The organism is Bacillus sp. PK3-037, from assembly GCF_054161355.1.
In genome coordinates this window covers 3,724,872-3,749,061 of sequence record NZ_CP096408.1, presented here as the reverse complement: position 1 = coordinate 3,749,061, position 24,190 = coordinate 3,724,872, and the positions used below count along the sequence as shown (strand labels likewise).

Annotated in this window: 17 protein-coding genes; 10 read left to right on the top strand and 7 right to left on the bottom strand. The window is 45.8% G+C overall.

Annotation, left to right across the window (positions count from 1 at the left end; genetic code table 11):
- Positions 1-25: 25 nt before the first annotated feature.
- Positions 26-1,219 carry a zinc metallochaperone ZinU gene (zinU, locus tag M1D69_RS19265; protein WP_059353080.1) on the top strand — a complete coding sequence of 398 codons (1,194 nt, stop codon included), beginning with the start codon at positions 26-28 and terminating at the stop codon, positions 1,217-1,219.
- Between the two features lie 47 nt (positions 1,220-1,266).
- Here the strand turns inward: zinU and M1D69_RS19260 are convergent, their stop codons facing one another.
- Both M1D69_RS19260 and M1D69_RS19255 read right to left on the bottom strand, forming a co-directional pair.
- Complete coding sequence (locus tag M1D69_RS19260) at positions 1,267-1,947, bottom strand: amino acid ABC transporter permease (RefSeq protein WP_458105156.1); 681 nt, start codon at positions 1,945-1,947, stop codon at positions 1,267-1,269.
- Between the two features lie 9 nt (positions 1,948-1,956).
- On the bottom strand, positions 1,957-2,820 hold the full coding sequence (locus M1D69_RS19255; protein WP_458105157.1) for a transporter substrate-binding domain-containing protein: 864 nt from the start codon (positions 2,818-2,820) through the stop codon (positions 1,957-1,959).
- A 167-nt stretch (positions 2,821-2,987) separates the two neighbouring features.
- On the opposite strand from M1D69_RS19255, the gene M1D69_RS19250 reads away from it, so the two are divergent.
- The 7 genes from M1D69_RS19250 to M1D69_RS19220 all read left to right on the top strand — a co-directional run bounded on the left by M1D69_RS19250 (position 2,988) and on the right by M1D69_RS19220 (position 8,144).
- Positions 2,988-4,124: a zinc-dependent alcohol dehydrogenase gene (locus M1D69_RS19250; RefSeq protein WP_458105158.1), complete on the top strand. Its 1,137-nt coding sequence runs from the start codon at positions 2,988-2,990 to the stop codon at positions 4,122-4,124.
- 12 nt (positions 4,125-4,136) lie between these two features.
- A complete protein-coding gene (locus tag M1D69_RS19245) occupies positions 4,137-4,592 on the top strand; it encodes an RDD family protein (RefSeq protein ID WP_458105159.1) in 456 nt (151 codons plus the stop codon).
- A gap of 81 nt (positions 4,593-4,673) precedes the next feature.
- On the top strand, positions 4,674-5,009 hold the full coding sequence (locus tag M1D69_RS19240) for a YckD family protein (RefSeq protein WP_458105160.1): 336 nt from the start codon (positions 4,674-4,676) through the stop codon (positions 5,007-5,009).
- A gap of 135 nt (positions 5,010-5,144) precedes the next feature.
- A complete protein-coding gene (locus M1D69_RS19235; protein ID WP_458105161.1) occupies positions 5,145-5,564 on the top strand; it encodes a MarR family winged helix-turn-helix transcriptional regulator in 420 nt (139 codons plus the stop codon).
- Complete coding sequence (locus M1D69_RS19230) at positions 5,555-5,893, top strand: DUF3147 family protein (RefSeq protein ID WP_059291983.1); 339 nt, start codon at positions 5,555-5,557, stop codon at positions 5,891-5,893. The genes M1D69_RS19235 and M1D69_RS19230 overlap by 10 nt, the downstream gene beginning before the upstream one ends.
- Before the next feature lie 16 nt (positions 5,894-5,909).
- The gene (locus M1D69_RS19225) at positions 5,910-6,638 is read left to right on the top strand and encodes an AAA family ATPase (RefSeq protein WP_458105162.1); all 729 of its coding nucleotides are present in this window, start codon (positions 5,910-5,912) and stop codon (positions 6,636-6,638) included.
- 72 nt (positions 6,639-6,710) lie between these two features.
- Positions 6,711-8,144, top strand: a complete 1,434-nt coding sequence (locus tag M1D69_RS19220) for a glycoside hydrolase family 1 protein (RefSeq protein ID WP_458105163.1) — start codon at positions 6,711-6,713, stop codon at positions 8,142-8,144.
- A 35-nt stretch (positions 8,145-8,179) separates the two neighbouring features.
- On the opposite strand, the gene M1D69_RS19215 is transcribed toward M1D69_RS19220, so the two are convergent.
- From M1D69_RS19215 to hxlA, 5 genes are all read right to left on the bottom strand, one after another.
- Positions 8,180-8,578 carry a competence protein ComJ gene (locus tag M1D69_RS19215; RefSeq protein WP_458105164.1) on the bottom strand — a complete coding sequence of 133 codons (399 nt, stop codon included), beginning with the start codon at positions 8,576-8,578 and terminating at the stop codon, positions 8,180-8,182.
- Between the two features lie 26 nt (positions 8,579-8,604).
- Positions 8,605-9,042: a DNA-entry nuclease gene (gene nucA / locus M1D69_RS19210; RefSeq protein ID WP_458105165.1), complete on the bottom strand. Its 438-nt coding sequence runs from the start codon at positions 9,040-9,042 to the stop codon at positions 8,605-8,607.
- Positions 9,043-9,227: 185 nt separating this feature from the next.
- Entirely contained in the window at positions 9,228-10,952 is a 1,725-nt protein-coding gene (gene tlpC, locus M1D69_RS19205) for a methyl-accepting chemotaxis protein TlpC (RefSeq protein ID WP_458105166.1), read from the bottom strand.
- A 108-nt stretch (positions 10,953-11,060) separates the two neighbouring features.
- Entirely contained in the window at positions 11,061-11,618 is a 558-nt protein-coding gene (gene hxlB / locus M1D69_RS19200; RefSeq protein ID WP_458105167.1) for a 6-phospho-3-hexuloisomerase, read from the bottom strand.
- A gap of 5 nt (positions 11,619-11,623) precedes the next feature.
- Positions 11,624-12,256 carry a 3-hexulose-6-phosphate synthase gene (hxlA, locus tag M1D69_RS19195; RefSeq protein WP_003224929.1) on the bottom strand — a complete coding sequence of 211 codons (633 nt, stop codon included), beginning with the start codon at positions 12,254-12,256 and terminating at the stop codon, positions 11,624-11,626.
- Positions 12,257-12,486: 230 nt separating this feature from the next.
- On the opposite strand from hxlA, the gene hxlR reads away from it, so the two are divergent.
- Together hxlR and srfAA are read left to right on the top strand one after the other, a co-directional pair.
- Positions 12,487-12,849 carry a transcriptional activator HxlR gene (gene hxlR, locus M1D69_RS19190; RefSeq protein WP_458105168.1) on the top strand — a complete coding sequence of 121 codons (363 nt, stop codon included), beginning with the start codon at positions 12,487-12,489 and terminating at the stop codon, positions 12,847-12,849.
- A gap of 576 nt (positions 12,850-13,425) precedes the next feature.
- Positions 13,426-24,189 (top strand): surfactin non-ribosomal peptide synthetase SrfAA, encoded by a 10,764-nt coding sequence (srfAA, locus tag M1D69_RS19185; RefSeq protein ID WP_458105169.1) that lies wholly within the window; start codon positions 13,426-13,428, stop codon positions 24,187-24,189.
- The last annotated feature ends 1 nt before the right edge of the window (position 24,190 follow it).

Here is a 24,190-nt window from a genome sequence, read left to right as displayed (position 1 = left end):
TCTATTTTGAGAGGATATGATCACAATGAAAAAAATTCCGGTTACTGTACTAAGCGGCTATCTTGGCGCGGGAAAAACAACACTGCTCAACAGCATTTTGCAAAATCGCGAAGGCTTAAAAATAGCCGTGATTGTAAATGACATGAGCGAGGTAAACATTGACGCTGGGTTGGTCAAGCAGGAAGGCGGGCTTTCCAGAACAGATGAAAAGCTAGTGGAAATGTCAAACGGCTGCATTTGCTGCACACTTCGCGAGGATTTGTTAGTCGAAGTGGAGAAGCTGGCAAAAGACGGACGGTTTGATTATATCGTCATCGAATCGACGGGAATCAGCGAACCGATCCCTGTGGCCCAGACATTTTCTTATATTGACGAAGAGCTGGGAATCGATCTCACCAAGTTTTGTGAGTTAGATACGATGGTGACAGTGGTCGATGCGAACCGTTTTTGGCATGACTATCAGTCGGGTGACAGCCTTCTGGACCGCAAAGAAGCACTTGGGGAAGAGGATGAAAGAGAAATCGCCGACCTGTTAATCGATCAAATTGAGTTTTGCGATGTTCTGATCCTAAATAAATGTGATTTAGTCAGCGAGCAAGAGCTTGAACAGCTTGAGAAAGTCCTTCGCACTCTGCAGCCAAGGGCTACATTCATTCGCGCTGTCAAAGGGAACGTCAAGCCGCAGGAGATTTTACATACGGGGCTATTTAACTTCGAGGAAGCGAGCGGATCTGCCGGCTGGATAAGAGAGCTGACGGCAGGTCATGCAGCCCATACCCCGGAAACCGAGGAATACGGCATTTCTTCATTTGTTTATAAAAGACGGCTGCCGTTTCACTCAACGCGCTTTTATCAATGGATGGATCAAATGCCTAAAAATGTTGTCCGCGCCAAAGGTATCGTCTGGTGCGCATCGCATAACAGCCTCGCTCTTCTGATGTCCCAAGCCGGTCCGTCCGTAACCATTGAGCCGGTATCCTATTGGGTGGCGGCGATGCCGAAGCTTGAGCAGGAGCAAATCAAACAGCAGGAGCCGGAAATATTAGAGGATTGGGACCCGGAATTCGGCGATCGTCTGACGCAGCTGGTGTTTATCGGAACAGACTTGGATGAAGACGCCATTACGAAGGAGCTGGATCAATGTTTGCTGACTGAATATGAGTTTGATTCCGATTGGTCGCTGTTTGAAGATCCATTTAAATGGAAGCTGAATCAATAGGAAAAAGCCGTCTCCTGCGGAGCGGCTTTTTTTAATGAAACGTTTGTTTAAAGATAATGCGCGTATTTCTTCTCAAGGATATTCTGAAAAGCCGCCGCAACGGAGCAGATGGCCCAATAAATGAGTGCGGTCAGAATATACATGGTCATGTAATCAAACTCTCGGCCCCCGATGATTTTCGCATGCTGGAGCAATTCCGGCACGGTAATCATCGCGGCGAGCGAGGATGCTTTGATCAAATCGAGCAATACATTGGCAAGCGGAGGCAGCGCAATGCGGATCGATTGCGGCAAAATGATGCCCCTCATCGTCTGCCAATAGGAAAGACCGAGCGAGGATGCGGCTTCCCACTGCCCTTTTTCAACGGATGAAATGGCTGAACGGTTAATTTCCGCAATATAAGCGGCGCTGTTGAGGCTAAAGCCGATCAAGGCGGCCGTAACGGCAGAAAATTCAATGCCGATATAAGGGAATCCAAAATAAAGGATAAACAGGATCACCAAAATCGGAACGCCGCGCATAAAAGAAATGTAGAGACGCGCCGGCCATCTCAGCAGGGCAATCTTAGATATTCTGGCGAGCGATATAAACAGCCCGATTACCGTTCCCGCAAACATGCTGACAAAAGAAATAAGCAACGTGTACCCTATACCCTTTATGACATAAGGAAACGATTCAATCGCCAGCTGTGTATTGAAAATATATTCCCACTGAATGTTGTACATCATGGCGTCTGATTACAAGTCAACGTCTTGAACGTCGACATCCAGTTTCTTTGATACATCCGCTTTATTAAAGAATTGTTTCGACAGCTTTGTCAAAGTGCCGTCCTTGCTCATCTTTTTCAGCGTCTCGTTCATTTGTTTCTGAAGCTCAGTATTGCTTTTTTTCATGACAAGCGCCTGTTCATTCGGCATGTACTTGATGTCAGGATGGATCGTTATGTTAAGATCCGGGAATGCCGCGAGTGCCAGTGTCTGTAGGTAATAGTCGTTTAAGATGACATCAGTGCGGCCGTTGGCAACATCTTTTAAATACTGCTCGTTGGTCGCGTTATCATAAATGACTTCTTGTGCGCCGTATTTTCTGGCAACGTTCATATAGACAGTTGTCGCTGCGCCAGCCGCTTTTTTCCCTTTTAAATCTTTCAGTGTTTTAATCCCTGATAAATCATCTTTTCGGACAATTGCTGTGCCATATGAATATTTATAAGGCGAAGAAAACGCAAACTTCATCTCGCGGTCCTTTGTCACATCTATATCATTGGCGGCAGCGTCAACCTGGCCGCTGTTCACCGCTGTCAGCATCCCGTCGATGCCCATTTCCTTGAACTCGACTTTGAGTCCAAGACGTTTAGCCGCTTCTCGAACAATTTCAACCTCATAGCCTGTCAGTTGATCCTTACCTGAATCGGTATCATGATAGGACGTAGGATAAAGTGTGCCGGACGTAGCAACGACGATTTTTCCTTTTTCTTTGATCTGCTCCCAGCCTGTATCCTTGGAATCGGCTTCATTTTTGCCGGAACAGGCTGCCAATATAAGAAAGAAAGCCATTGTGAAACTGAATATAACGGCTTTGGATTGCTTCAATGATTTCACCTATGTTTCCCCCAATCTGTTAATCAACTAAAAAGATAGCATTGAACATAAGGGGTTGCAATATGTTGATGGCGTTTTCAAAAAGTTCGAATTGTGTATACAAATGAAGCTGCGAGTTTAAAAGCAGCCGGGAAGGGAAGGAGTCATAAAAAAGGAGTTGGCCAAGGATGAAAGCACTGACATACCAAGGGAAAGAGCATGTGGAAGTGAAAGAGGTTGAAGCTCCCCGGATTCAGGATGCAAGAGATGCTATTATCCGCATTACGGCAACAGGTATTTGCGGCTCTGATCTTCATTTGTATAAAAACGGGATTCCGGCTGCGCCGGATTATATTATCGGACATGAACCGATGGGAATAGTTGAAGAGACCGGAAGCGAGGTTCAATCACTAAAAAAAGGCGATCGTGTCGTGATTCCGTTTAACATTGGGTGCGGCGAATGCTTTTATTGCAAGAATCAAATGGAGAGCCAGTGCGACGAATCAAATCCAAACCCGCATACCGATGCCGGCGGTTTATTTGGTTTCTCTAAAGATAACGGCAATTTTCCCGGAGGACAGGCTGAATACTTGCGGGTGCCGTTTGCTGATTTTTCATCCTTCAAAGTTCCTGCCGACAGTGAGCTTAAGGATGAACAGGTCTTGTTTCTATCCGACGTGATGCCGACAGCATATTGGAGCGTGGAGCACAGCGGAGTGAAAAAAGGCGATACCGTCTTGATTCTGGGAGCGGGGCCGATTGGATTAATGGCGCAAAAATTCGCTTGGATGAAGGGAGCGAAACGCGTCATCTCCGTTGATCAAGTTCCTCATCGCCTGGAGCATGCAAAACGGACAAACAGCGTGGAAACGTTCAACTTTACAGAACATGATGAGATCGGGAAGCTTCTTTATGATGAAACGGACGGCGGAGCGGATGTCGTTATTGATTGTGTCGGTATGGACGGGACCCCGCTTTCGAAAGAAAAAGCGTCTGAAAAGCCGAACCAGTTCGGAACCATCAGCCCGATCCTCACCGCGTCTGAAGCAGTCAGAAAGTTCGGCACAGTTCAGCTGACAGGGGCATATATTTCTCAAGCGGACGGTTTTCCGCTCGGCGATTTCTTCACCCGCAATGTATCTGTCAAAATGGGACAGGCACCCGTCATTCATCTGATGCCGATGCTGTATCAAATGGTTGAGCAGCAAGAAATTGATCCTGCTGATATCATTACGCACAAATTAAGTCTTGCTGATGCTCCTAGAGCATATGAGATATTCGATAAGAAAGAAGACGGCAACATCAAAGTCATATTGAAACCATAATGGGGGAGTTACATGAACATCTACAAACCAGCCGGATTTTGGATCAGACTAGGAGCTTCATTACTGGATTACATTATTGTCTCGGTGCCCCTTTTGCTGATCTATTGGCTGATCACAGGAAAAGACCCGAACGACAGCATCTTCATCAGCCTGGTTGTTTTGCTGTACTCTATTTTGCTGCCGGTATTTTGGCAAGGCTATCTCATCGGAAAAAGGATTTGCGGAATCAGAATCGTAAAAAAAGACGGGTCACAGGTCGGCCTTGTAACCATGATTATGCGAGTTATCATTGCCGGACTGGTTTACGGCATAACCTTCGGGCTTGGTTTAATTGTCAGCCTGTTTATGATCGGGCTGAGAGAAGACAAACGGACGCTGCATGATTTTATCGCAGGAACATACGTTACTTACGCATCACCGGGAGAAGAAGAACTATATACGGACGAAGAGATCAGAAAGAGCGAATAATGGTTCGCTCTTTCTATTTTGTATGCATAAAAAACAGAATGAAGCAAAATATATGAAAAAAAGTTAGGAGGAATAAACTGGATGAAAAAAGTGAAAGTCAATATCATCGGAATGCTCATTGCCGCGGCTGTTATTTCTTTAACTGGCACAGCTGAAGCAGCGGAAAAACAGAATCCGCAGCCGCCTGCAAACGTTACACTGACTGAACAGCAAAAGAAAGAAATTGAACAGCTGGAAGCAGACATATTAAAAAAACGCAAGGATGTCATCTCAAAGTATGTAGAATACGGAGTTCTGCCTAAAGAAAGAGGAGATCACATCAAAAACCACATGGTCAAACACTTTGAAATGATGAAACAAAACGGCTTTGTTCCGAAGCCTCATCCTCATCCGCATAAATTTGAAAAGAGACATTAGGCTGTAAGCATCCAATTGAGGTTGGGTGCTTTTTTGATTCAAGTTATTATCCAATATGATATTGAAGTTTTTTATAAAGTTGTATCGTTAAAAAAGAATATATCGTATTATAAGATATAAAGAGAGGTGTGAAAAATGAAACTGGATTTCATAAATAAACTAAATCAGCAGTGGACCGATATCTACTATTCATTACACTACAAGCAAAAAGATAACATTTCTCATCAGGCGATACGACTCATGCAGCATATTGAAAAGCAAGGTGAGGCAACAATAGGAGCTTTAGCAGAGTATTTGTCTGTCTCTCATAATACAGCATCTGAACATACAAAACGGTTGATTCAAAAGGGATTGGCAGCTAAACGTCGAAGTCAGCAAGATGAACGAAAGGTATTGGTAGTTTTAACAAAGGAAGGGCGCTCTGTTCTTGAACAGCATACACAGCTGGACAAAGAGAAATTAAAAGAAATAATTGAACGAATAAGCTCATCGGAAAAGGAATTGATTCAACAAGCATTTGAAATTTTAAGCAAGGAAGCTAAACAATGGCGGTAATCAGTAAAGTAATCATCTCAGCACTGATTATTGGATTCGTTACTGAAATATCAAAAAGACATCCAACCTATGGAGGGATTATTGCAGCTTTGCCCTTGGTCAGCTTGTTAAGCCTTTTCTGGATGAAAATGCAGGGCGAAAATACAGCACAATTGAGTCAATTTGCGTCTGGTGTGCTCAAGGGACTACCTGCTACGGTTTGTTTGCTCGCGATAATGGTGATTTTATTGAAAGCTAATGTACCATTCTGGTTAGCGTTATGCTTTGGAATCTTAGGATGGATGGCTTTTTTGCTACTGCAAAAGATTTTTTTAAATATATTCATTTAACACGAGAGGAGAAGCTATGTTTTTAAAAAGAGTAACACTCCTTAGAGATAAGATCCCGTCCTTTGACAGATACCCATTCACTATCCCTGCTGTAAGTCAATTACACGACATTTCATTTACCAGAGAAGTGACTTTTTTTGTCGGGGAAAATGGCTCGGGGAAATCAACGTTGCTTGAAGCAATTGCTGATAAGTGTGAATTTAATACAGCGGGCGGCAGCCGTAATAATATTTATGAATTGCAGGAGTCAGACTCTCATTTGGGAGATTACATACGTTTATCATGGCTTCCTAAGATCACAAATGGTTTTTTCTTAAGAGCAGAATCGTTTTATCAGCTTTCTCTTCATCTTGATGAAGTGGAACGGGATGCTCCGCAGCCATATCTCTCCTATGGCGGAAGGCCGCTGCACAAGCAATCGCATGGTGAGTCTTTTATGTCGCTGTTTCAACATCGTTTTAAAGGAAAAGCCATTTATCTTTTAGATGAGCCTGAAGCCGCTCTTTCTCCCTCACGGCAGTTAGCTTTTTTGAGAGTCATACACGATTTAGTGAAAGGCGGAAATGTACAGTTCATCATTGCCACTCACTCTCCAATTTTGCTGGGTTATCCGAATGCCGACATTTTCAGCTTTGACGGGGGCAGTATTCATCATACAGAATACGAAAGCACTGAACACGTCCAGTTAACCAGATATTTTCTTGAACAAAGAGAGAAAATATTAGCTGAGCTGTTCCGGGATTAACATCGTGTTGCTATGAAACGCGTTTCATAGCCTATGATAGGCTTATCAAATATTTCAGGAGTGATTAACACAATGATCCATCAACATCCAGAATCTTTTCCGAAACATTTTTTATGGGGATCGGCTTCAGCAGCTTACCAGGTTGAAGGAGCTTGGAACGAAGATGGCAAAGGCCCCTCTGTATGGGACGTGTTTACGAAAATCCCCGGCAAAACGTTTAAGGGCACCAATGGTGATGTTGCGGTTGACCATTATCACCGTTATAAGGAAGATGTCGCTCTGATGGCTGAGATGGGGCTGAAGGCATATCGATTCTCTGTCAGCTGGCCGCGTATTTTTCCAAAAGGAAAAGGAGAAATCAATGAAGACGGTCTGGCATTTTACGATAACTTGATTGATGAATTGCTTTCTCATAACATAGAACCGGTTTTGACTTTATATCACTGGGATTTGCCTCAGGCGCTTATGGACGAGTATGGCGGATTTGAGTCGAGAAACATCATAGAGGATTTTAATCATTACTGCATTACTCTTTATAAACGCTTTGGGCAGAAAGTGAAGTATTGGGTAACGTTAAATGAACAAAACTACAATTTTAATCACGGCTTTCTAACAGCTATGCATCCGCCTGGCGTGAAGGACAGAAAACGATTTTACGAAGCTAATCATATTGCGTTTCTGGCAAATGCGAAAGCCATTGAGTCCTTCAGAAAATATGTGCCCGAAGGCAAAATAGGACCAAGCTTTGCTTATTCTCCCGCATACCCTTTAACCAGTCATCCAGAGGACATTACGGCATTTGAAAATGCTGAAGAATTTATGAATAATTGGTGGCTGGACATGTACTGCTGGGGAACCTACCCGCAAATTCCTTTCCGCTATTTAGAAAAACAAGGATGGGCGCCGACAGTCGAACCGGGTGATATGGAGCTGCTTGCCAAAGGGAAGCCGGATTTTGTAGGTGTCAACTATTATCAAACGATTACGTACGAACGAAATCCGCTCGACGGTGTTTCAGAAGGGAAAATGAATACGACGGGACAAAAAGGGACCAATCAGGAAACAGGGATGCCGGGACTATTTAAAACTAAGAAAAACCCGAACCTAACAACGAGCAACTGGGATTGGACGATTGATCCGGTAGGATTGCGTATCGGGCTTCGCCGTATTACGACACGTTATCAGCTGCCTGTGTTTATTACAGAAAACGGTTTAGGAGAATTCGATAAAGTTGAAGACGGCACTATACATGATGATTATAGAATTACTTATTTGCAATCGCATCTTGAGCAATGCAGACAGGCCATTAGTGACGGAGTCGATTTGATTGGATATTGCAGCTGGTCCTTTACTGATCTGTTAAGCTGGCTGAACGGTTATCAAAAAAGATACGGCTTTGTTTATGTGAATCGTGACGAAGAGAATGAACATGACTTAAAACGATTGAAGAAAAAAAGCTTTTATTGGTATCAGGATGTCATTAAGACAAATGGAGAAAATGTATAAAGAGTCCCTGAGAGTATTCCTCTCAGGGCTTTTCATTAGACGGAAACAGCATCAATGATATAAGTGTCAGCGTGCAGATCTGACAGCTCAGCCGGTACAGTGTAGCATGTGAATTGATAGTCTCCTTTAGGAAGGTCAAAGGACAGCCTCTTGGACATGATGCTTTCAATTTCAATTCCGTCTGTTGTGACGTGAAAAGGAACAGTCACTTTTTTCTCGTAGGAGTTTACTGTTTCTGAACTGTTCAGGCGCAAAAGAATAATGGCCTTTGTATTTCGCTGCGCCTCAAAGGAAATGGCCCCGTCTGCCGCAGTATAACCTTTTTCAATCGCTTCCTCAGTCCAATCCATTACAGGAGGTGCGGAACCCTTTTGCAATACATTAAATTGATGATATGAAATCGTCAGTTCTTGCGGCTTCCATGATTTGATCAATGTGCTGTTCCTCCTCTTTTAACTGTTTACTGAATCGTAAATAAAACCTTTGTGCCGTCAGGGTAATCGGTCAGCTGATGCCCGACCCAGGAGCCTGCGCCGCGATTGTCAGCGGGAGAAATATATTCTACAGAAGCCCCTTCACCGCCTTCTTTGCACATGGCCATTGGCCATTCATCTCGGTCATATCCTGTTTTGGAAGGTACGGCTTTCAATGATTGTTCGCGGCGTTCCTCAGCTCCGTCTCTGTCTATGGTGCACACATCTGAATGCCCCTCACTTATTGCGTCCTTGATATGATTTGCTGTCTCAGGGTAACGCTCAGAAGGGAAGGCCAGTGTTTCGTCATATTCTTCTGTTTGAGACGTTTTTTGATCGTCTGAGAAAAAGTCTCCCTTAATCAGGCCAACAGCTGCAGCTGCTATGACGACTATTACGAGAAGTAAAGTTTTTATAATGTCCATTCGTGATGATCACCTCCCGCGTCAGCAACTTTAAAACTGCCCCAAGAGTAATGCAGAAAGGGCTGGGTGTAAAGATTAAAATTTTTTGTTTTGCCTTGGGTTTATTGTTGAAATCGTAATTTTAGCAGATCGAAATATTCATTTTTTAAAAAATAACGTTATCAAATTGAAAAATTGATACTAGATTATAGGCTGTTTTCAGGTTGATCAATCATTTTAAATTGGCTTATGATACTCGTAAGCTCTTCAGCCAATTGAGATAACGTTTCTGAGGCTGCAGTAATCTCTTCCATTGCGGCAAATTGCTCTTCTGTTAAAGCGGCCGCCTGCCGTGTACTCTCTGTTGATTCTTTAATGTCTGTTGTATTGGCGGCAAAGGATTCATTTATTTTTTGCGTACTTGCTGAAATGTTGGTAACAGATGCTGATAAATCGCTGATTTCCGCAGTGATTTCATCTGTTGCGGCTGCAATTTCTTTAAATGCGTCTCTGGTGCGGTGAATCATGTTTACACCTTCAGCAGCTTCTGTTTTCACATGTTCAACAGACTGCGCAGATTCAGTCATATCATTTTTTATCTCAGCGATTAATGTGGAAATCTGTCCGACAGACCGTTGAGATTCCTCTGCTAATTTGCGAACTTCATCAGCAACTACTGCAAAGCCTTTACCGTGTTCTCCGGCTCGGGCAGCTTCAATTGCTGCATTAAGAGCAAGCAGGTTTGTCTGATCTGCAATTTGGGTGATAACGGATAAAATTTGTTCAATTTGTTTAGAACGGCCGTCCAGCTGCTGAATGATCTCTCCGCTTTTTTCAATCGAATGGTGAATGGTATCCATTTGTGCCTGAACATTTGAAATTTCATTTTGGCCAATGTCTGCTTTTGATTGCGCAAGCTGTCCTTTGTCAGCAATGGCAGCAGTATTTGAAGAAATATGCCGTATGTCAGCTGTTGTTTGCTCCAGTGATTTTTCACTGTTTTCGATTCGTGTGATTTGATGCTTGGCACCGTTTGCAATTTGCTGAACAGCTTCTGTGATCTTTTCGGAGGCTTGATTGGTTTCTTCTGCTCCGGCTGAAAGCTGCTGAGAGGCTGATGCAAGCTGAAGGGCGGATTGCTGTACCGTTTGGATTGTCTGATTCAGCTTCATTCTCATCTTATTATAGGAGACACTCAGTTCTGCTAACTCATCAGCGGACTTGTCTGAAACTTCTATTGTCATATCTCCGTTTCCGGCGCTTTCAAAGGCGAATTTTAATACGTTCAGACGCCGGTTGATTCTTCTGGTGAAAAGCAAAACAAGGATGACAGATATCATAATAACTACAGCAAGAACGATAGCGAATTGAGTGAACAGCGATTGGGTAAGCGATGCTAAAATGCTTTGATTGGCTCCTGTATACAGCATACCGATAATGTTGCCTTCCTTATCTTTTAAGGGCATATATGCTGTTTGATAAGACGAGCCTGCCACATCTGCTTGTCCGTAGAATTGCTTCCCGTTTTTTAAAACAGCGTCAGTGACCTCAGCAGAAGCTTGAGTGCCGACAGCTCTTTCGCCGTCTTTCATTACGTTGGTTGCGACCCGTGTATCTCCTTGGAAAATCGTTACGGTGTCACCTGTTTTTTTGCCAAGCAGATCAACAATTTCTTCATTTCCGTTTATTTGTGTCTCGCCTTTATACAGCTTATCGTTTTTTACATCCCAGTTCCCTAAAATCACGTCGTCAATATACGTGCTGCTTAAAGCAAGATCTCCTTTCGCCTTTTCAGTGGCCATTTTTTTCATGCTGCTTGTAATGTCCTTAAGCATCACGGCGCCAACTGATAGAGAAAACAATAGAATAACCGCGAAGACCAAGCCGAGAATTTTAGTTCCAAGTTTTAGATTGATTTGTTTTTTCAACATAATTCCTCCCTTTGTTTGTAGGTCATATTACTTATCGGGTTTTTGGGTTTAAAGTTTTATTTTAGGGGATATTAAAACCGGCCTGATCTCCAGGCCGGTTGTGTGACACTATTCAAGGTTTGCGTGGTAAGTGAACATGGTTTCAGAATCGAGTCCTTTTTTCTCCATGAGTTTTAAAATTATTGCATCATAGAACAGCAGCAATGTTTGCTCAAATAATGAACCCATTGGTTGCATCGTTTTATAGCTTCCGTTTGACTGGTCTTTAGGAGAGCCAGGCATTTTGACGATGAGATCCGATTGTTTTCCAATGCTCGAATCCGGATTGATGGTTAAAGCGGCAACAATTCCGTGTAAGCTTTTTGCTTTTGCTGCTGTATGGATCAGGCTCTTTGTCTCGCCTGATCCTGAGCCGATAATGACGAGGTCTCCTTCGCGGAGCGGCGGAGTGAGAACCTCACCGGCAATATGAGCGTTAAAGCCCATGTGCATCAATCTCATCGCGAAGGATTTTGCCATCAGGCCAGACCGTCCCGCGCCCGCAGTGAAAATTTGATGGGACGAAAGAATGTGATCGGCAAGCTGATCACATTCTTCATTAGAAATACAAGCCGCTGAACGGTGTAATTCATTGAGAATTTCCGTTACGTATTCAGTCGTTTTCATATGATTTATCCTTGGGCAATCAGCTGTTTCATTTTTGAAGCTGTTTCTGCTTTATCGGCTGCGCTTGTAATTCCACCCCCAACAATGACAAGGTCGGGGTTTTGTTTGATCACTTCTGGCAGTGTATCAAGTTTGATGCCGCCCGCGATTGCGGTTTTTGCGTTTTTTACGGTATTTTTGATGGTCGTTAATTCTTCGAAAGAGTTTTTGCCCTCTGCTTGAAGATCATAGCCAGTATGGACGCAGATGTAGTCAACACCGAGTGCGTCGATTTCTTTCGCACGGGATTCGATGTCTTTCACGTTAATCATGTCCACTAAGATTTTCTTCTTCTGTTTTTTGGCTTCTTCTACTGCGCCTTTAATTGTTGCATCGTCTGTAGCCCCTAAAACGGTGATGATGTCGGCTCCAGCTTCCGACGCTTTCATAATTTCGTATCCGCCGGCATCCATGATTTTCAGGTCTGCCAGGACCTTCAATTGCGGAAATGTTTCTTTTATTTCTTTAACGGCTCTAAGGCCTTCATTAATGACAACCGGTGTTCCGATCTCAACCACGTCGATGTATTGTTCCACTTCTTTGACAAGCTCGATGGCTTCCGGGATGTTGACGAGGTCTAATGCCAGCTGTAATTCCATTGTTGATCCACTCCCTTTTTCGAATTATTTTTCATTCTATAGGTTCCCTCTTTAGCTGAGAAGTAGGCACTTTGAAGTCAACTAGTTACTTGGAGGATACTGTGAGGAGAGGCAATCAGATTTCTTTCGCTTGGTTTTATGAGTGAGTATAATAAAAAGGAGTCTGCCAAAAAGTAAGTAAGTGATGATACGTATCTAACATATAAAAAGTATACTAAGGGGGGATTCTTTTGAGCCGGATGGACGACAAACGGTTTAATTGTGAGAAGGAATTAACGCTTGCAGTGATCGGCGGTAAATGGAAAATGCTCATTTTGTGGCATTTGGGGAAAGAAGGAACAAAACGGTTCAATGAATTAAAAACATTGATTCCAGATATTACGCAGAAAATCCTCGTGAATCAGCTGAGAGAGCTTGAGCAGGATATGATTGTTCACAGGGAAGTGTATCCGGTTGTCCCGCCGAAGGTTGAATATTCTCTGACCCCGCAAGGAGAAAGCCTGATGCCTATTCTTGATGCCATGTATGAGTGGGGGAAAGGCTATATGGAATTGATTGATATCGACAAAAATGTCATGAAGGAATCGTTGTAAGGCGCTCTTGGCTAAGGGTGTCTTTTTTTTGACTGTTTTTCGGTTTTTGCGCGGTAAACATATGGGATGTAAAGATTGTAAATGGGTTTCAACAATAAATGGGAAATAGCGTGAGATTGTATTTTAAACATTTTTATTTTTCTGTAAATAATGTTTAGTGGAAATTATTGCGGTATCCCGCAAAAATATCCCAGTGAATAAACTGGAATCTTTTCGGTATCCCGCATGAAACTTTTCACCCATTTTTCGGTGATAAAAACATTTTTTTCATTTAAAGTGAACGTTAGAAAGGTTAAAAATATTGAAAACAATGAAGAAATAGGCAAAAATGTTTCACTTTAGGGCAAGAGGGCTTGCGGTCTTTATCTGCCTGTGCCTGACACCGCAATCAATGCTTACGGCTGTCGTTATTTAGGTCGCTTTGTGTTTTTTGTTTGGATGCAACGCTTTTGAAAAGTAGTACTTTCGGCTTTTTGAGCAGTTAGTTCATTAGATTCAAAAGCTGTCAAAGGATACGAAAGAGAAATAATTCTGCACATGTTACAGATTATTGAAGATTAGGGGAGGTAAGATAATATGGAAATAACTTTTTATCCTTTAACGGATGCTCAAAAACGAATTTGGTATACAGAAAAATTTTATCCTCAAACGAGTATTTCAAATCTTGCGGGGATTGGTAAGTTGGTTTCAACTGAAAAAATTGACTGGAAGCTTGTGGAGCAAGCGATTCAAGAGTTTGTCCGCAGAAATGACGCAATGCGTCTTCGTTTGCGTCTCGATGAAAATGGAGAGCCCGTTCAATATATAAGCGAGTATCGGCCTGTTGATATAAAACATACTGACACCACCGGAGATCCGAATGCGATAGAATCTGTTTCACAATGGGGCCGGGAGGAAACGAAAAAACCTCTGCCTCTGTACGATTGTGATTTATTCCGATTTTCCCTGTTTACCATCAAAGAAAATGAAGTATGGTTTTACGTAAATGTTCATCATGTGATTTCTGACGGGATCTCCATGAACATCCTCGGAAACGCCATCATGCACATTTACTTGGAATTAGCAGGCGGATCAGAAACAAAAAAAGGGATCTCGCATTCATTTATCGATCATGTTTTGTCTGAACAGGACTATGCTCAATCGAAGCGGTTTGAAAAAGATAAAGCGTTCTGGAACAAGCAATTTGAAACGGTGCCTGAACTCGTTTCCCTGAAACGGAATGCTCCTGCAGGCGGAAGTTTAGATGCTGAGAGATTCTCTCAAGATGTGCCTGAGGCGCTGCATCAGCAAATTTTATCCTTTTGTGAGGAGCATAAGGTCAGCGTTTTATCGGTATTTCAATCGGTGCTTGCCGCCTACTTGTACAGAGTCAGCGGGCAGAATGATGTGGTAACTGGTACATTTATGGGCAACCGGACAAATGCGAAAGAGAAGCAGATGCTCGGCATGTTTGTTTCTACGGTTCCGCTTCGGGCAAACATTGACGGCGGACAAGCGTTTTTTGATTTTGTTAAAGACCGGATGAAGGATGTAATGAAAACTCTTCGCCATCAAAAGTACCCGTATAATCTTCTCATCAATGATCTTCGTGAAACAAAAAGCTCTGTGACAAAGCTGTTTACTGTTTCTCTTGAATATCAGGTGATGCAGTGGCAGAAAGAAGAAAATCTTGCCTTTTTGACTGAGCCCATTTTCAGCGGAAGCGGATTAAATGATGTTTCGATTCATGTGAAGGACCGCTGGGATACTGGGAAACTTACAATTGACTTTGACTACCGTACTGATTTAATGACGCGCGAAGAAATCAAAATTGTTTGTGAACGCATGATGACATTGCTTGAGAACGCACTTGCGCACCCGAATCATACGATTGATGAATTGACGCTGATTTCTGAGGCGGAGAAAGAGCGGCTGCTACTGCGAGCTGGGGGTGAACCGGTCAATTACCGCAAGAACATGACGATTCCGGCGCTGTTTCAAGAAAAGGCTGAATCGCTTGCTGATCAGCCTGCGGTTGTGTTTGAAAATCGAGCATTGTCCTATCGAACGTTACATGAACAATCATCACGCATTGCCAGTGTGCTGAAAGAGAAGGGTGTCCGTGCAGACAGCCCGGTTGCCGTTTTGCTCGAACGCTCTGAACGAATGATCACGGCCATTATGGGGATTTTAAAAGCCGGCGGAGCCTATGTGCCGATTGACCCCGAGTTTCCGGCGGAGCGCATCCAATTTATTTTGGAGGACTGCGGTGCGGATTTCGTCTTGACTGAATCGAAGGTTGCGTCTCCAAGTGCATCTGCTGAGCTTATTGACTTTGATCAGGCGATTGCAGGCGGTACAGATGCTATTTCGGATGTCAATCTGAATGCCGATCATCTTGCTTACATTATTTATACGTCGGGAACAACCGGACATCCAAAAGGAGTGATGATCGAGCATCGCCAGGTTCATCACTTGGTTGAATCTCTGCAACAGACCGTTTATCAGAGTGAGAACCAGACCCTGCGGATGGCATTGCTTGCGCCGTTCCATTTTGATGCGTCAGTGAAACAGATTTTCGCGTCGCTCCTTTTGGGACAGACTCTTTATATTGTACCGAAGAAAACGGTGACAAATGGCGCTGCTCTTGCTGAGTATTACCGCAGACATGGGATTGAGGCGACGGACGGAACACCGGCCCATCTGCAAATGCTGATTGCTGCGGGAGATTTGACCGGCCTTAAGCTCAAACACCTGCTGATTGGCGGGGAAGGTCTTTCTTCTGTTGTGGCGGACAAGCTTCTGACATTGTTTAAAGAAGCGGGTGCCGTTCCTTGTTTGACCAATGTGTACGGGCCGACTGAAACGTGTGTGGATGCTTCCGTTCATCCGGTCCACCCGGACAGTTCAGTTCAATCAGCGTATGTGCCAATCGGTAAAGCACTTGGGAATAACCGTTTGTATATTTTGGATCAAAAAGGCCGTCTGCAGCCGGAAGGCGTGGCGGGCGAGCTGTATATCGCGGGTGACGGTGTAGGACGAGGCTACTTAAACCTTCCGGAATTGACAGCTGAGAAATTTTCACAAGACCCGTTTGTGCCCGGTGACAGCATGTATCGTACCGGAGATGTGGTGCGCTGGCTTCCGGATGGAACGATCGAATATTTAGGAAGAGAAGATGATCAGGTCAAAGTTCGCGGATACCGCATTGAGCTTGGAGAAATTGAAGCCGTGCTTCAGCAGGCGCCTGATGTTGCCAAAGCTGTCGTCTTGGCGAGGCCTGACGACCAAGGGAATCTTGAGGTTTGTGCGTATGTTGTGCAAAAAGCGGGAAGCGAATTTGCTCCATCACGTTTGCGGGAACACGCGGCAAAACAGCTTCCTGACTACATGGTGCCGGCTTATATCACAGAAATCACAGAAATCCCGCTCACACCAAGCGGTAAAGTTGACCGCCGCAAGCTGTTTGCGCTTGAGGTAAAAGCGGTAAGCGGAACAGCTTATACCGCACCTCGAAACGAAATGGAAAAAGCAATCGCAGAGATTTGGCAGGATGTGCTGAACGTTGAGAAAGCCGGGGTCTTTGACAATTTCTTTGAAACGGGCGGTCATTCATTGAAGGCCATGACGCTTTTGACAAAGATTCATAAGGAGACGGGCGCAGACATCCCGCTGCAATATGTGTTTGAGCATCCGACAATCGCCGCTCTTGCTGAGGCGGCCGAGCGTGAAGAAGGCAGGACGTTTGCGGCAATTGAGCCAGCTGAAAAACAGGAACATTACCCGCTTTCTTTGGCGCAGCAGCGGACGTATATTATCAGCCAATTCGAAGATGCGGGAGTCGGATATAACATGCCGGCGGCAGCTATTTTAGAGGGGCCTTTAGACATTCAAAAACTGGAACGCGCATTTGACGGGTTAATCAGCCGCCACGAGTCGCTGAGGACGTCATTTGTGCTTGAAAGCAGTACGCCGAGACAAAAAATTCATGACAGTGTTCAGTTCAACATCGAGATGATTGAAAGAAGCGGCCGCTCAAATGAGGAGGTTATGACTTCTTTTGTCCGCCGATTTGACTTATCGAAAGCGCCGCTGTTGAGAATCGGATTGATGGAGCTTGAAGAAAACCGTCATATGCTTCTGTTTGATATGCACCATTTGATTTCTGACGGTGTTTCCATCGGCATTATTTTGGAGGAACTGGCACAGATTTACCGCGGTGAACAGCTTCCTGAGCTCCGTCTTCAGTATAAAGATTACGCCGTCTGGCAAAGCGCGCAGGCTGCTGAAGGATACCAGGAGGATCAGGCGTATTGGAAGGAAGCCTTTGCGGGTGAGCTTCCAGTGCTTCAGCTTCTATCCGATTATCCGAGACCGCCTGTCCAAAGCTTTGAAGGAGACCGGGTTTCCATCAAGCTGGATGCGGAGTTAAAGAATCGCCTGTATCGTTTAGCTGAAAAAAATGGCGCCACACTTTATATGGTCATGCTGTCAGCCTACTATACGCTCCTGTCTAAATATACGGGGCAGGATGACATCGTTGTCGGCACCCCGTCAGCGGGCAGACATCATTCTGACACAGAGGGCATTGTTGGCATGTTCGTCAATACGCTCGCGATTCGCAGCGAAGTGAAGCAGGATGAGACCTTTAACAGCCTGCTCACACGTGTGCGCCAGCAGGTTTTGGATGCTTTTTCTCATCAGGATTATCCATTTGAATGGCTCGTTGAAGACCTGAACATACCGCGTGATATCAGCAGGCATCCATTGTTTGACACGATGTTCAGTCTCCAAAACGCAACGGCGGGCATTCCGGCTGTCGGTGATTTGACATTGTCGATTCATGAGACCAATTTCAACATTGCCAAATTTGATGTAACGGTTCAGGCAAGAGAAACGGAACAAGGCATTGATCTTGATTTAGACTACAGCACAAAACTGTTTAAACGAAGCACGGCAGACAGGCTGCTCACGCATTTTGCGCGGTTGCTTGAAGATGTAGCGGCTGAGCCTGAGAAACCAATTTCTGAATACAATCTTCTTTCTGAACAGGAAGCCGCTTCACAAGTTCAGCAGTTTAACCCGGAAAGAACGCCTTATCCGAAAGACAAAACGATTGTTCAGCTGTTTGAGGAGCAGGCTGCCAAAACGCCGGATCGTCCGGCACTTCAATACGAAGGGCAATCGCTCACATATCGTGAGCTGAATGAACGGGCCAACCGTTTAGCGCGCGGCATTCTTTCAATGGGAGCAGGCGAAAGCAGGACAGCGGCCGTCCTATGTGAACGGTCAATGGACATGATTGTGTCAATCCTGGCGGTATTAAAATCCGGTTCGGCTTATGTACCGATTGATCCGGAACACCCGATTCAGCGGATGCAGCATTTCTTCCAAGACAGCGGAGCGAAAGTGCTTCTCACCCAGAAGAAATTAAAGGCGTTAGCGGAACAAGCGGAATTCGAAGGCGTCATCGTGCTCGCTGATGAGGATGATAGCTATCACGACGATGCGCAAAACCTCGCTCTGCCGTTTGATTCGGCGGCTATGGCCAACCTGACGTATACATCCGGAACGACAGGAACGCCAAAGGGGAATATCGTGACACATGCCAATATTCTGCGCACGGTTAAGCAGACGAATTATCTCAGCATTACGGAACAGGATACGATACTCGGACTCTCAAACTATGTATTTGACGCATTTATGTTTGATGTGTTCGGTTCTCTTTTAAACGGCGCGAAGCTTGTCCTCGTTCCGAAAGAAACAGTTCTGGACATGGCTCGTCTTTCTCGCGTCATTGAGCGGGAGAACATCAGCATTCTCATGATCACGACAGCTCTGTTCCACCTTCTTGTGGACTTGAATCCGACATGCTTGTCGACTTTGCGCAAGATTATGTTCGGAGGAGAACGGGCTTCTGTAGATCATGTGAAAAAAGCGCTGCAGACCGTTGGAAAAGGCAAGCTGCTTCACATGTACGGCCCATCTGAAAGCACGGTTTTCGCGACGTATCATCCGGTTGATGAATTGGATGAGCGCACGATGTCCGTTCCGATTGGAAAACCGGTCAGCAATACGGAAGTATACATTCTTGACCGCGCGGGACATGTTCAGCCTGCCGGCATCGCCGGAGAACTGTGTGTCAGCGGGGAAGGCCTCGTGAAAGGCTATTACAACCGACCTGAACTGACTGAGGAGAAATTTGTGCCGCATCCGTTTAAACAAGGCGAACGCATGTATAAAACAGGTGACTTGGCAAGATGGCTGCCGAATGGCGATATCGAATTTATCGGACGGATCGACCACCAGGTGAAAATCCGAGGACAGCGCATTGAGCTCGGAGAAATTGAGCACCAGCTGCAAAGCCACGATCGTGTGCAGGAGAGCGTTGTGCTTGCCGTCGATCAAGGTGCGGGAGACAAACTGCTTTGCGCGTACTTTGTCGGACAGGGTGAAATTACAGCGCAAGAGCTGAGAGAGCATACGGCAAAGGATCTGCCGGCTTACATGATTCCTGCGGTATTTATCCAAATGGATGAGCTGCCTCTGACCGGAAACGGAAAAATCGACCGTCGTGCGCTTCCGCTTCCTGACGCCAACATCTCAAACGGTGTTTCATATGTTGCGCCGCGCAATGAAATAGAACAAAAAGTCGCAGACATTTGGGCACGGGTGCTTCAGGTTGAACAGATCGGCATATATGACCAATTCTTTGATATCGGCGGACACTCGTTAGCGGGCATGAAGATGCTTGCCGTGATTCATCAGGAACTGGGCGCCGAGCTTTCTCTGAAGGATCTTTTCCAATCACCGACCGTTGAAAGCTTAGCGCAGACTATTGCCGTCGCTGAAAAAGGAACAGCGATCAGTATCAGACCGGCAAAAAAACAAGAGACTTATCCTGTTTCTTCTCCGCAAAAACGGATGTACGTGCTTCAGCAGCTTGAAGGAGCGGACACAAGCTACAACATGCCATCGGTTCTGCGCCTGAAGGGTCATTTGGATGTTGAAAGGCTCAAATGCGTAATGAATCAGTTAATGGAGCGCCATGAAGCCTTCAGAACAACCTTTGAAATAAAAGACGGAGAAACGGTGCAGCGAATCTGGGATGAAGCAGCGTTTGATATGGCATATTTTGAAGCACCAGAAGAAGAGACCGAGCGGATCGTTTCTGAGTTTATCCGTCCGTTCACACTTGACCGGCTGCCGCTGTTCAGAATGGGGCTGATCAAGCTTTCAGAAACTGAGCATCTACTGCTGTTTGATATGCACCATATTATTTCTGACGGAGCGTCTGTCGGCGTGCTGATTGATGAACTCTCGAAGCTGTACGACGGAGAAAGCCTTGAGCCGCTTCATATTCAATATAAGGATTATGCCGTGTGGCAGCAGCAGTTTATTCAGTCCGAGCTTTACCGGAAGCAAGAGGAGCATTGGCTGAAGGAGCTTGAAGGAGAGCTGCCGGTGCTGACTCTTCCAACTGATTACAGCCGTCCTGCGGTTCAAACGTTTGAGGGAGACCGGATTGCATTTTCATTAGATGCAAGAAAAGCAGATGCTCTTCGCAGGCTTGCGAAGGAAACGGATTCCACATTGTATATGGTTCTTTTAGCGTCTTACAGCGCGTTTTTATCAAAATTGAGCGGGCAAAACGATATCATTGTTGGCTCGCCGGTAGCCGGACGCTCTCAAGCAGACATCAGCCGCGTCATCGGCATGTTTGTCAATACGCTGGCGCTGCGCACGTATCCGAAGGGCGATAAGACGTTTGCGGATTATCTTGGCGAAGTGAAAGAAACAGCACTTAGCGCATTTGAAGCGCAGGATTACCCGCTTGAGGACCTGATCGGAAAAGTTCAGGTTCACCGTGACAAAAGCAGAAACCCTTTATTTGACGCAGTATTTTCTATGCAAAATGCGAACATTAAAGATTTAACGATGAAAGGGGTCGAGCTTGAACCGCATCCGTTTGAGCGGAAAACGGCCAAGTTTGATATCACGCTGACAGCTGACGAAACCGGCGAAGGGCTCACATTTGTTCTTGAATACAATACGGCGCTGTTTACAACGGAAACGATTGAACGATGGAAGCAATACTGGCTTCAGCTTTTAGGAGCAGTAACAGAAAATCCAAACCAGCCGCTTTCCGGCCTGTCGCTCGTCAACGAGACAGAGAAACAAACGCTTCTGGAGGCATGGAAAGGAAAAACACTGCCTGTGCCGACAGACAAAACGGTTCATCAGCTGTTTGAAGAAACGGCTCAGCGCCACAAAGACCGCCCGGCTGTCATGTATAACGGGCAGTCATGGACGTACGGCGAGCTGAATGCGAAGGCGAACCGTCTAGCGCGGATTCTGATTGACTGCGGCATCGGCGCGGATGAACGCGTGGGTATTCTTACGAAGCCGTCGCTTGAAATGTCTGCTGCGGTGCTCGGTGTCCTGAAGGCAGGAGCGGCATTTGTGCCGATTGATCCTGACTATCCGGATCAGCGGATTGAATATATCCTACAGGACAGCGGCGCGAAACTTCTCTTGAAACAAGAAGGCATCTCAGTGCCGGACAGCTACACGGGCGAGGTCATTCTTCTTGACGGCAACCGCACAATCCTGAGTCTGCCGCTTGATGAAAACGACGAGGAAAATCCGCAGACCGACACAACCGCGGATCACCTTGCTTATATGATTTACACGTCAGGAACGACCGGACAGCCGAAGGGTGTAATGATCGAGCACTATGCGCTTGTGAACCTGTGCTTCTGGCACCACGACGCATTTGGCATGACGGCGGAGGATCGCAGTGCGAAGTACGCGGGCTTCGGGTTCGACGCTTCCATTTGGGAGATGTTCCCGACCTGGACGATCGGCGCCGAGCTTCATGTCATTGATGAAGCGATCCGCCTTGATATCACCCGCCTGAATGACTATTTCGAAACGCACAACGTCACAATCACGTTCCTGCCGACTCAGCTGGCGGAACAGTTTATGGAGCTAGAGAACACATCACTCCGCGTATTGCTGACAGGCGGAGACAAACTGAAGCGTGCGGTTAAGCAGCCGTACACGATTGTCAACAACTACGGGCCGACCGAAAACACTGTCGTTGCGACGAGCACTGAAATCAATCCGGAGGAAGGCTCGCTTTCCATCGGTCGCGCGATCGCCAATACGAGAGTGTACATTCTCAGCGAAAGCCATCAGGTTCAGCCGGAAGGCGTAGCCGGAGAGCTTTGTGTGGCGGGACGCGGACTGGCGCGCGGCTATCTGAACAGGGAAGACGAAACCGCGAAGCGGTTTGTCCCCGATCCGTTCGTGCCGGGTGAACGCATGTACAAAACAGGCGATTTGGTGAAATGGACGGGCGGCGGCATCGAATACATCGGCCGGATCGACCAGCAGGTCAAAGTCCGCGGCTACCGAATCGAGCTGTCAGAAATTGAAGTGCAGCTGGCCCAGCTTTCTGAGGTACAGGACGCGGCAGTGACAGCTGTAATAGATAAAGGCGGCAATACAGCGATCGCGGCGTATGTCACACCGGAAACAGCTGACATAGAAGCGCTGAAATCAGCACTGAAGGAAACCCTGCCGGACTACATGATCCCGGCGTTCTGGGTGACATTAAACGAGCTTCCGGTTACCGCAAACGGCAAAGTAGACCGCAAAGCGCTGCCGGAGCCGGATATCGAAGCAGGAAGCGGAGAATACAAAGCGCCGTCCACTGACATGGAAGAGCTGCTTGCCGGCATTTGGCAGGACGTGCTCGGTATTTCTGAAGTCGGTGTCAGCGACAATTTCTTCTCGCTCGGCGGAGACTCCATTAAAGGCATCCAGATGGCGAGCCGCTTGAACCAGCACGGCTGGAAGCTGGAAATGAAGGATCTCTTCCAGCACCCGACGATTGAAGAACTGACACAATATGTGGAGCGTGCCGAAGGCAAACAGGCAGACCAAGGCCCTGTGGAGGGCGAAGTCATCCTGACGCCAATCCAGCGCTGGTTCTTTGAAAAGAACTTCACAAACAAACACCATTGGAATCAGTCGGTTATGCTTCATTCTGCGAAGGGCTTCGATCCGGAACGGGTTGAAAAGACATTGCAGGCACTTATTGAACATCATGACGCGCTTCGCATGGTCTACCGAGAGGAACAAGGGGAGATCGTTCAGTTTAATAAAGGGCTTGATGCTGCTTATGTCCACTTGGAGATCGCCAAGCTTGAGGGGCAGGCTATAGATCATGAAGACCGCATAGAGAGAGAAGCGGAGCGTCTGCAAAGCAGCATCGATTTGAAGGAAGGCGCCTTGTTAAAAGCAGGCTTGTTCCAGGCAGAAGACGGAGATCACTTGCTGCTTGTGATTCACCACTTAGTGGTTGACGGTATATCGTGGCGGATTTTACTGGAGGATTTCGCCGCGGTTTATACACAGCTGGAGCAAGGGAACGAGCCGGTTCTTCCGCAGAAAACCCATTCGTTTGCGGAGTATGCGGAGAGATTACAAGACTTCGCAAATTCTAAGGCCTTTTTGAAAGAAAAAGAGTATTGGAAACAGCTTGAAGAACAGACTGTCCCGGTGAAGCTTCCGAAGGATCGCGAATCTAGTGATCAGCGAATGAAACATACAAAGACAATCGAATTTTCGCTGACTGCTGAAGAGACAGAACAGCTTACCACCAAGGTGCATGAGGCTTATCACACAGAAATGAATGATATTTTGCTGACGGCATTCGGATTGGCGATGAAGGAGTGGACAGGTCAGGAGCAAGTGAGTGTTCATTTAGAGGGGCATGGACGTGAAGATATAGTAGAAGACCTGACCATTTCCCGGACAGTCGGCTGGTTTACGAGTATGTTCCCGATGGTGCTGGATATGAAGCATGCGGATGATCTGGCTTATCAGCTGAAGCAAATGAAAGAAGACATCAGACATATCCCGAATAAGGGAGTGGGCTACGGCATTTTGCGCTATTTAACGGCGCCGGAGCATAAAGAAGATGTGGCGTTCTCCATTCAGCCGGATGTCAGCTTTAACTATTTAGGTCAGTTCGATGACATGTCGGATGCAGGTTTATTCACGAGATCAGAGCTGCCGTCAGGACAGTCATTAAGCCCGGAAACGGAAAAGCCGAACGCGCTTGATGTTGTCGGATATATTGAAAACGGAAAACTGACGATGTCACTGGCCTATCACTCTCTCGAATTTCATGAAAAAACGATACAGACATTCAGTGACAGCTTTAAGGCCCATCTTCATAGAATCATTGAACATTGCCTATCTCAAGATGGCACGGAACTGACGCCGAGTGACCTTGGCGACGACGATTTGACGCTGGATGAGCTTGATAAATTAATGGAAATTTTTTAAT

Bases quoted from the DNA above. Each gene is read 5' to 3' on its own strand.
- hxlB (WP_458105167.1), bottom strand. From the start codon at position 11,618: ATGAAAACGACTGAATACGTAACGGAAATTCTCAATGAATTACACCGT.
- M1D69_RS19260 (WP_458105156.1), bottom strand. From the start codon at position 1,947: ATGATGTACAACATTCAGTGGGAATATATTTTCAATACACAGCTGGCG.
- nucA (WP_458105165.1), bottom strand. From the start codon at position 9,042: ATGGACATTATAAAAACTTTACTTCTCGTAATAGTCGTCATAGCAGCT.
- M1D69_RS19230 (WP_059291983.1), top strand. From the start codon at position 5,555: ATGGCGGTAATCAGTAAAGTAATCATCTCAGCACTGATTATTGGATTC.
- tlpC (WP_458105166.1), bottom strand. From the start codon at position 10,952: ATGTTGAAAAAACAAATCAATCTAAAACTTGGAACTAAAATTCTCGGC.
- hxlA (WP_003224929.1), bottom strand. From the start codon at position 12,256: ATGGAATTACAGCTGGCATTAGACCTCGTCAACATCCCGGAAGCCATC.
- M1D69_RS19220 (WP_458105163.1), top strand. From the start codon at position 6,711: ATGATCCATCAACATCCAGAATCTTTTCCGAAACATTTTTTATGGGGA.
- zinU (WP_059353080.1), top strand. From the start codon at position 26: ATGAAAAAAATTCCGGTTACTGTACTAAGCGGCTATCTTGGCGCGGGA.
- M1D69_RS19235 (WP_458105161.1), top strand. From the start codon at position 5,145: ATGAAACTGGATTTCATAAATAAACTAAATCAGCAGTGGACCGATATC.
- M1D69_RS19225 (WP_458105162.1), top strand. From the start codon at position 5,910: ATGTTTTTAAAAAGAGTAACACTCCTTAGAGATAAGATCCCGTCCTTT.
- M1D69_RS19240 (WP_458105160.1), top strand. From the start codon at position 4,674: ATGAAAAAAGTGAAAGTCAATATCATCGGAATGCTCATTGCCGCGGCT.
- srfAA (WP_458105169.1), top strand. From the start codon at position 13,426: ATGGAAATAACTTTTTATCCTTTAACGGATGCTCAAAAACGAATTTGG.
- M1D69_RS19250 (WP_458105158.1), top strand. From the start codon at position 2,988: ATGAAAGCACTGACATACCAAGGGAAAGAGCATGTGGAAGTGAAAGAG.
- M1D69_RS19245 (WP_458105159.1), top strand. From the start codon at position 4,137: ATGAACATCTACAAACCAGCCGGATTTTGGATCAGACTAGGAGCTTCA.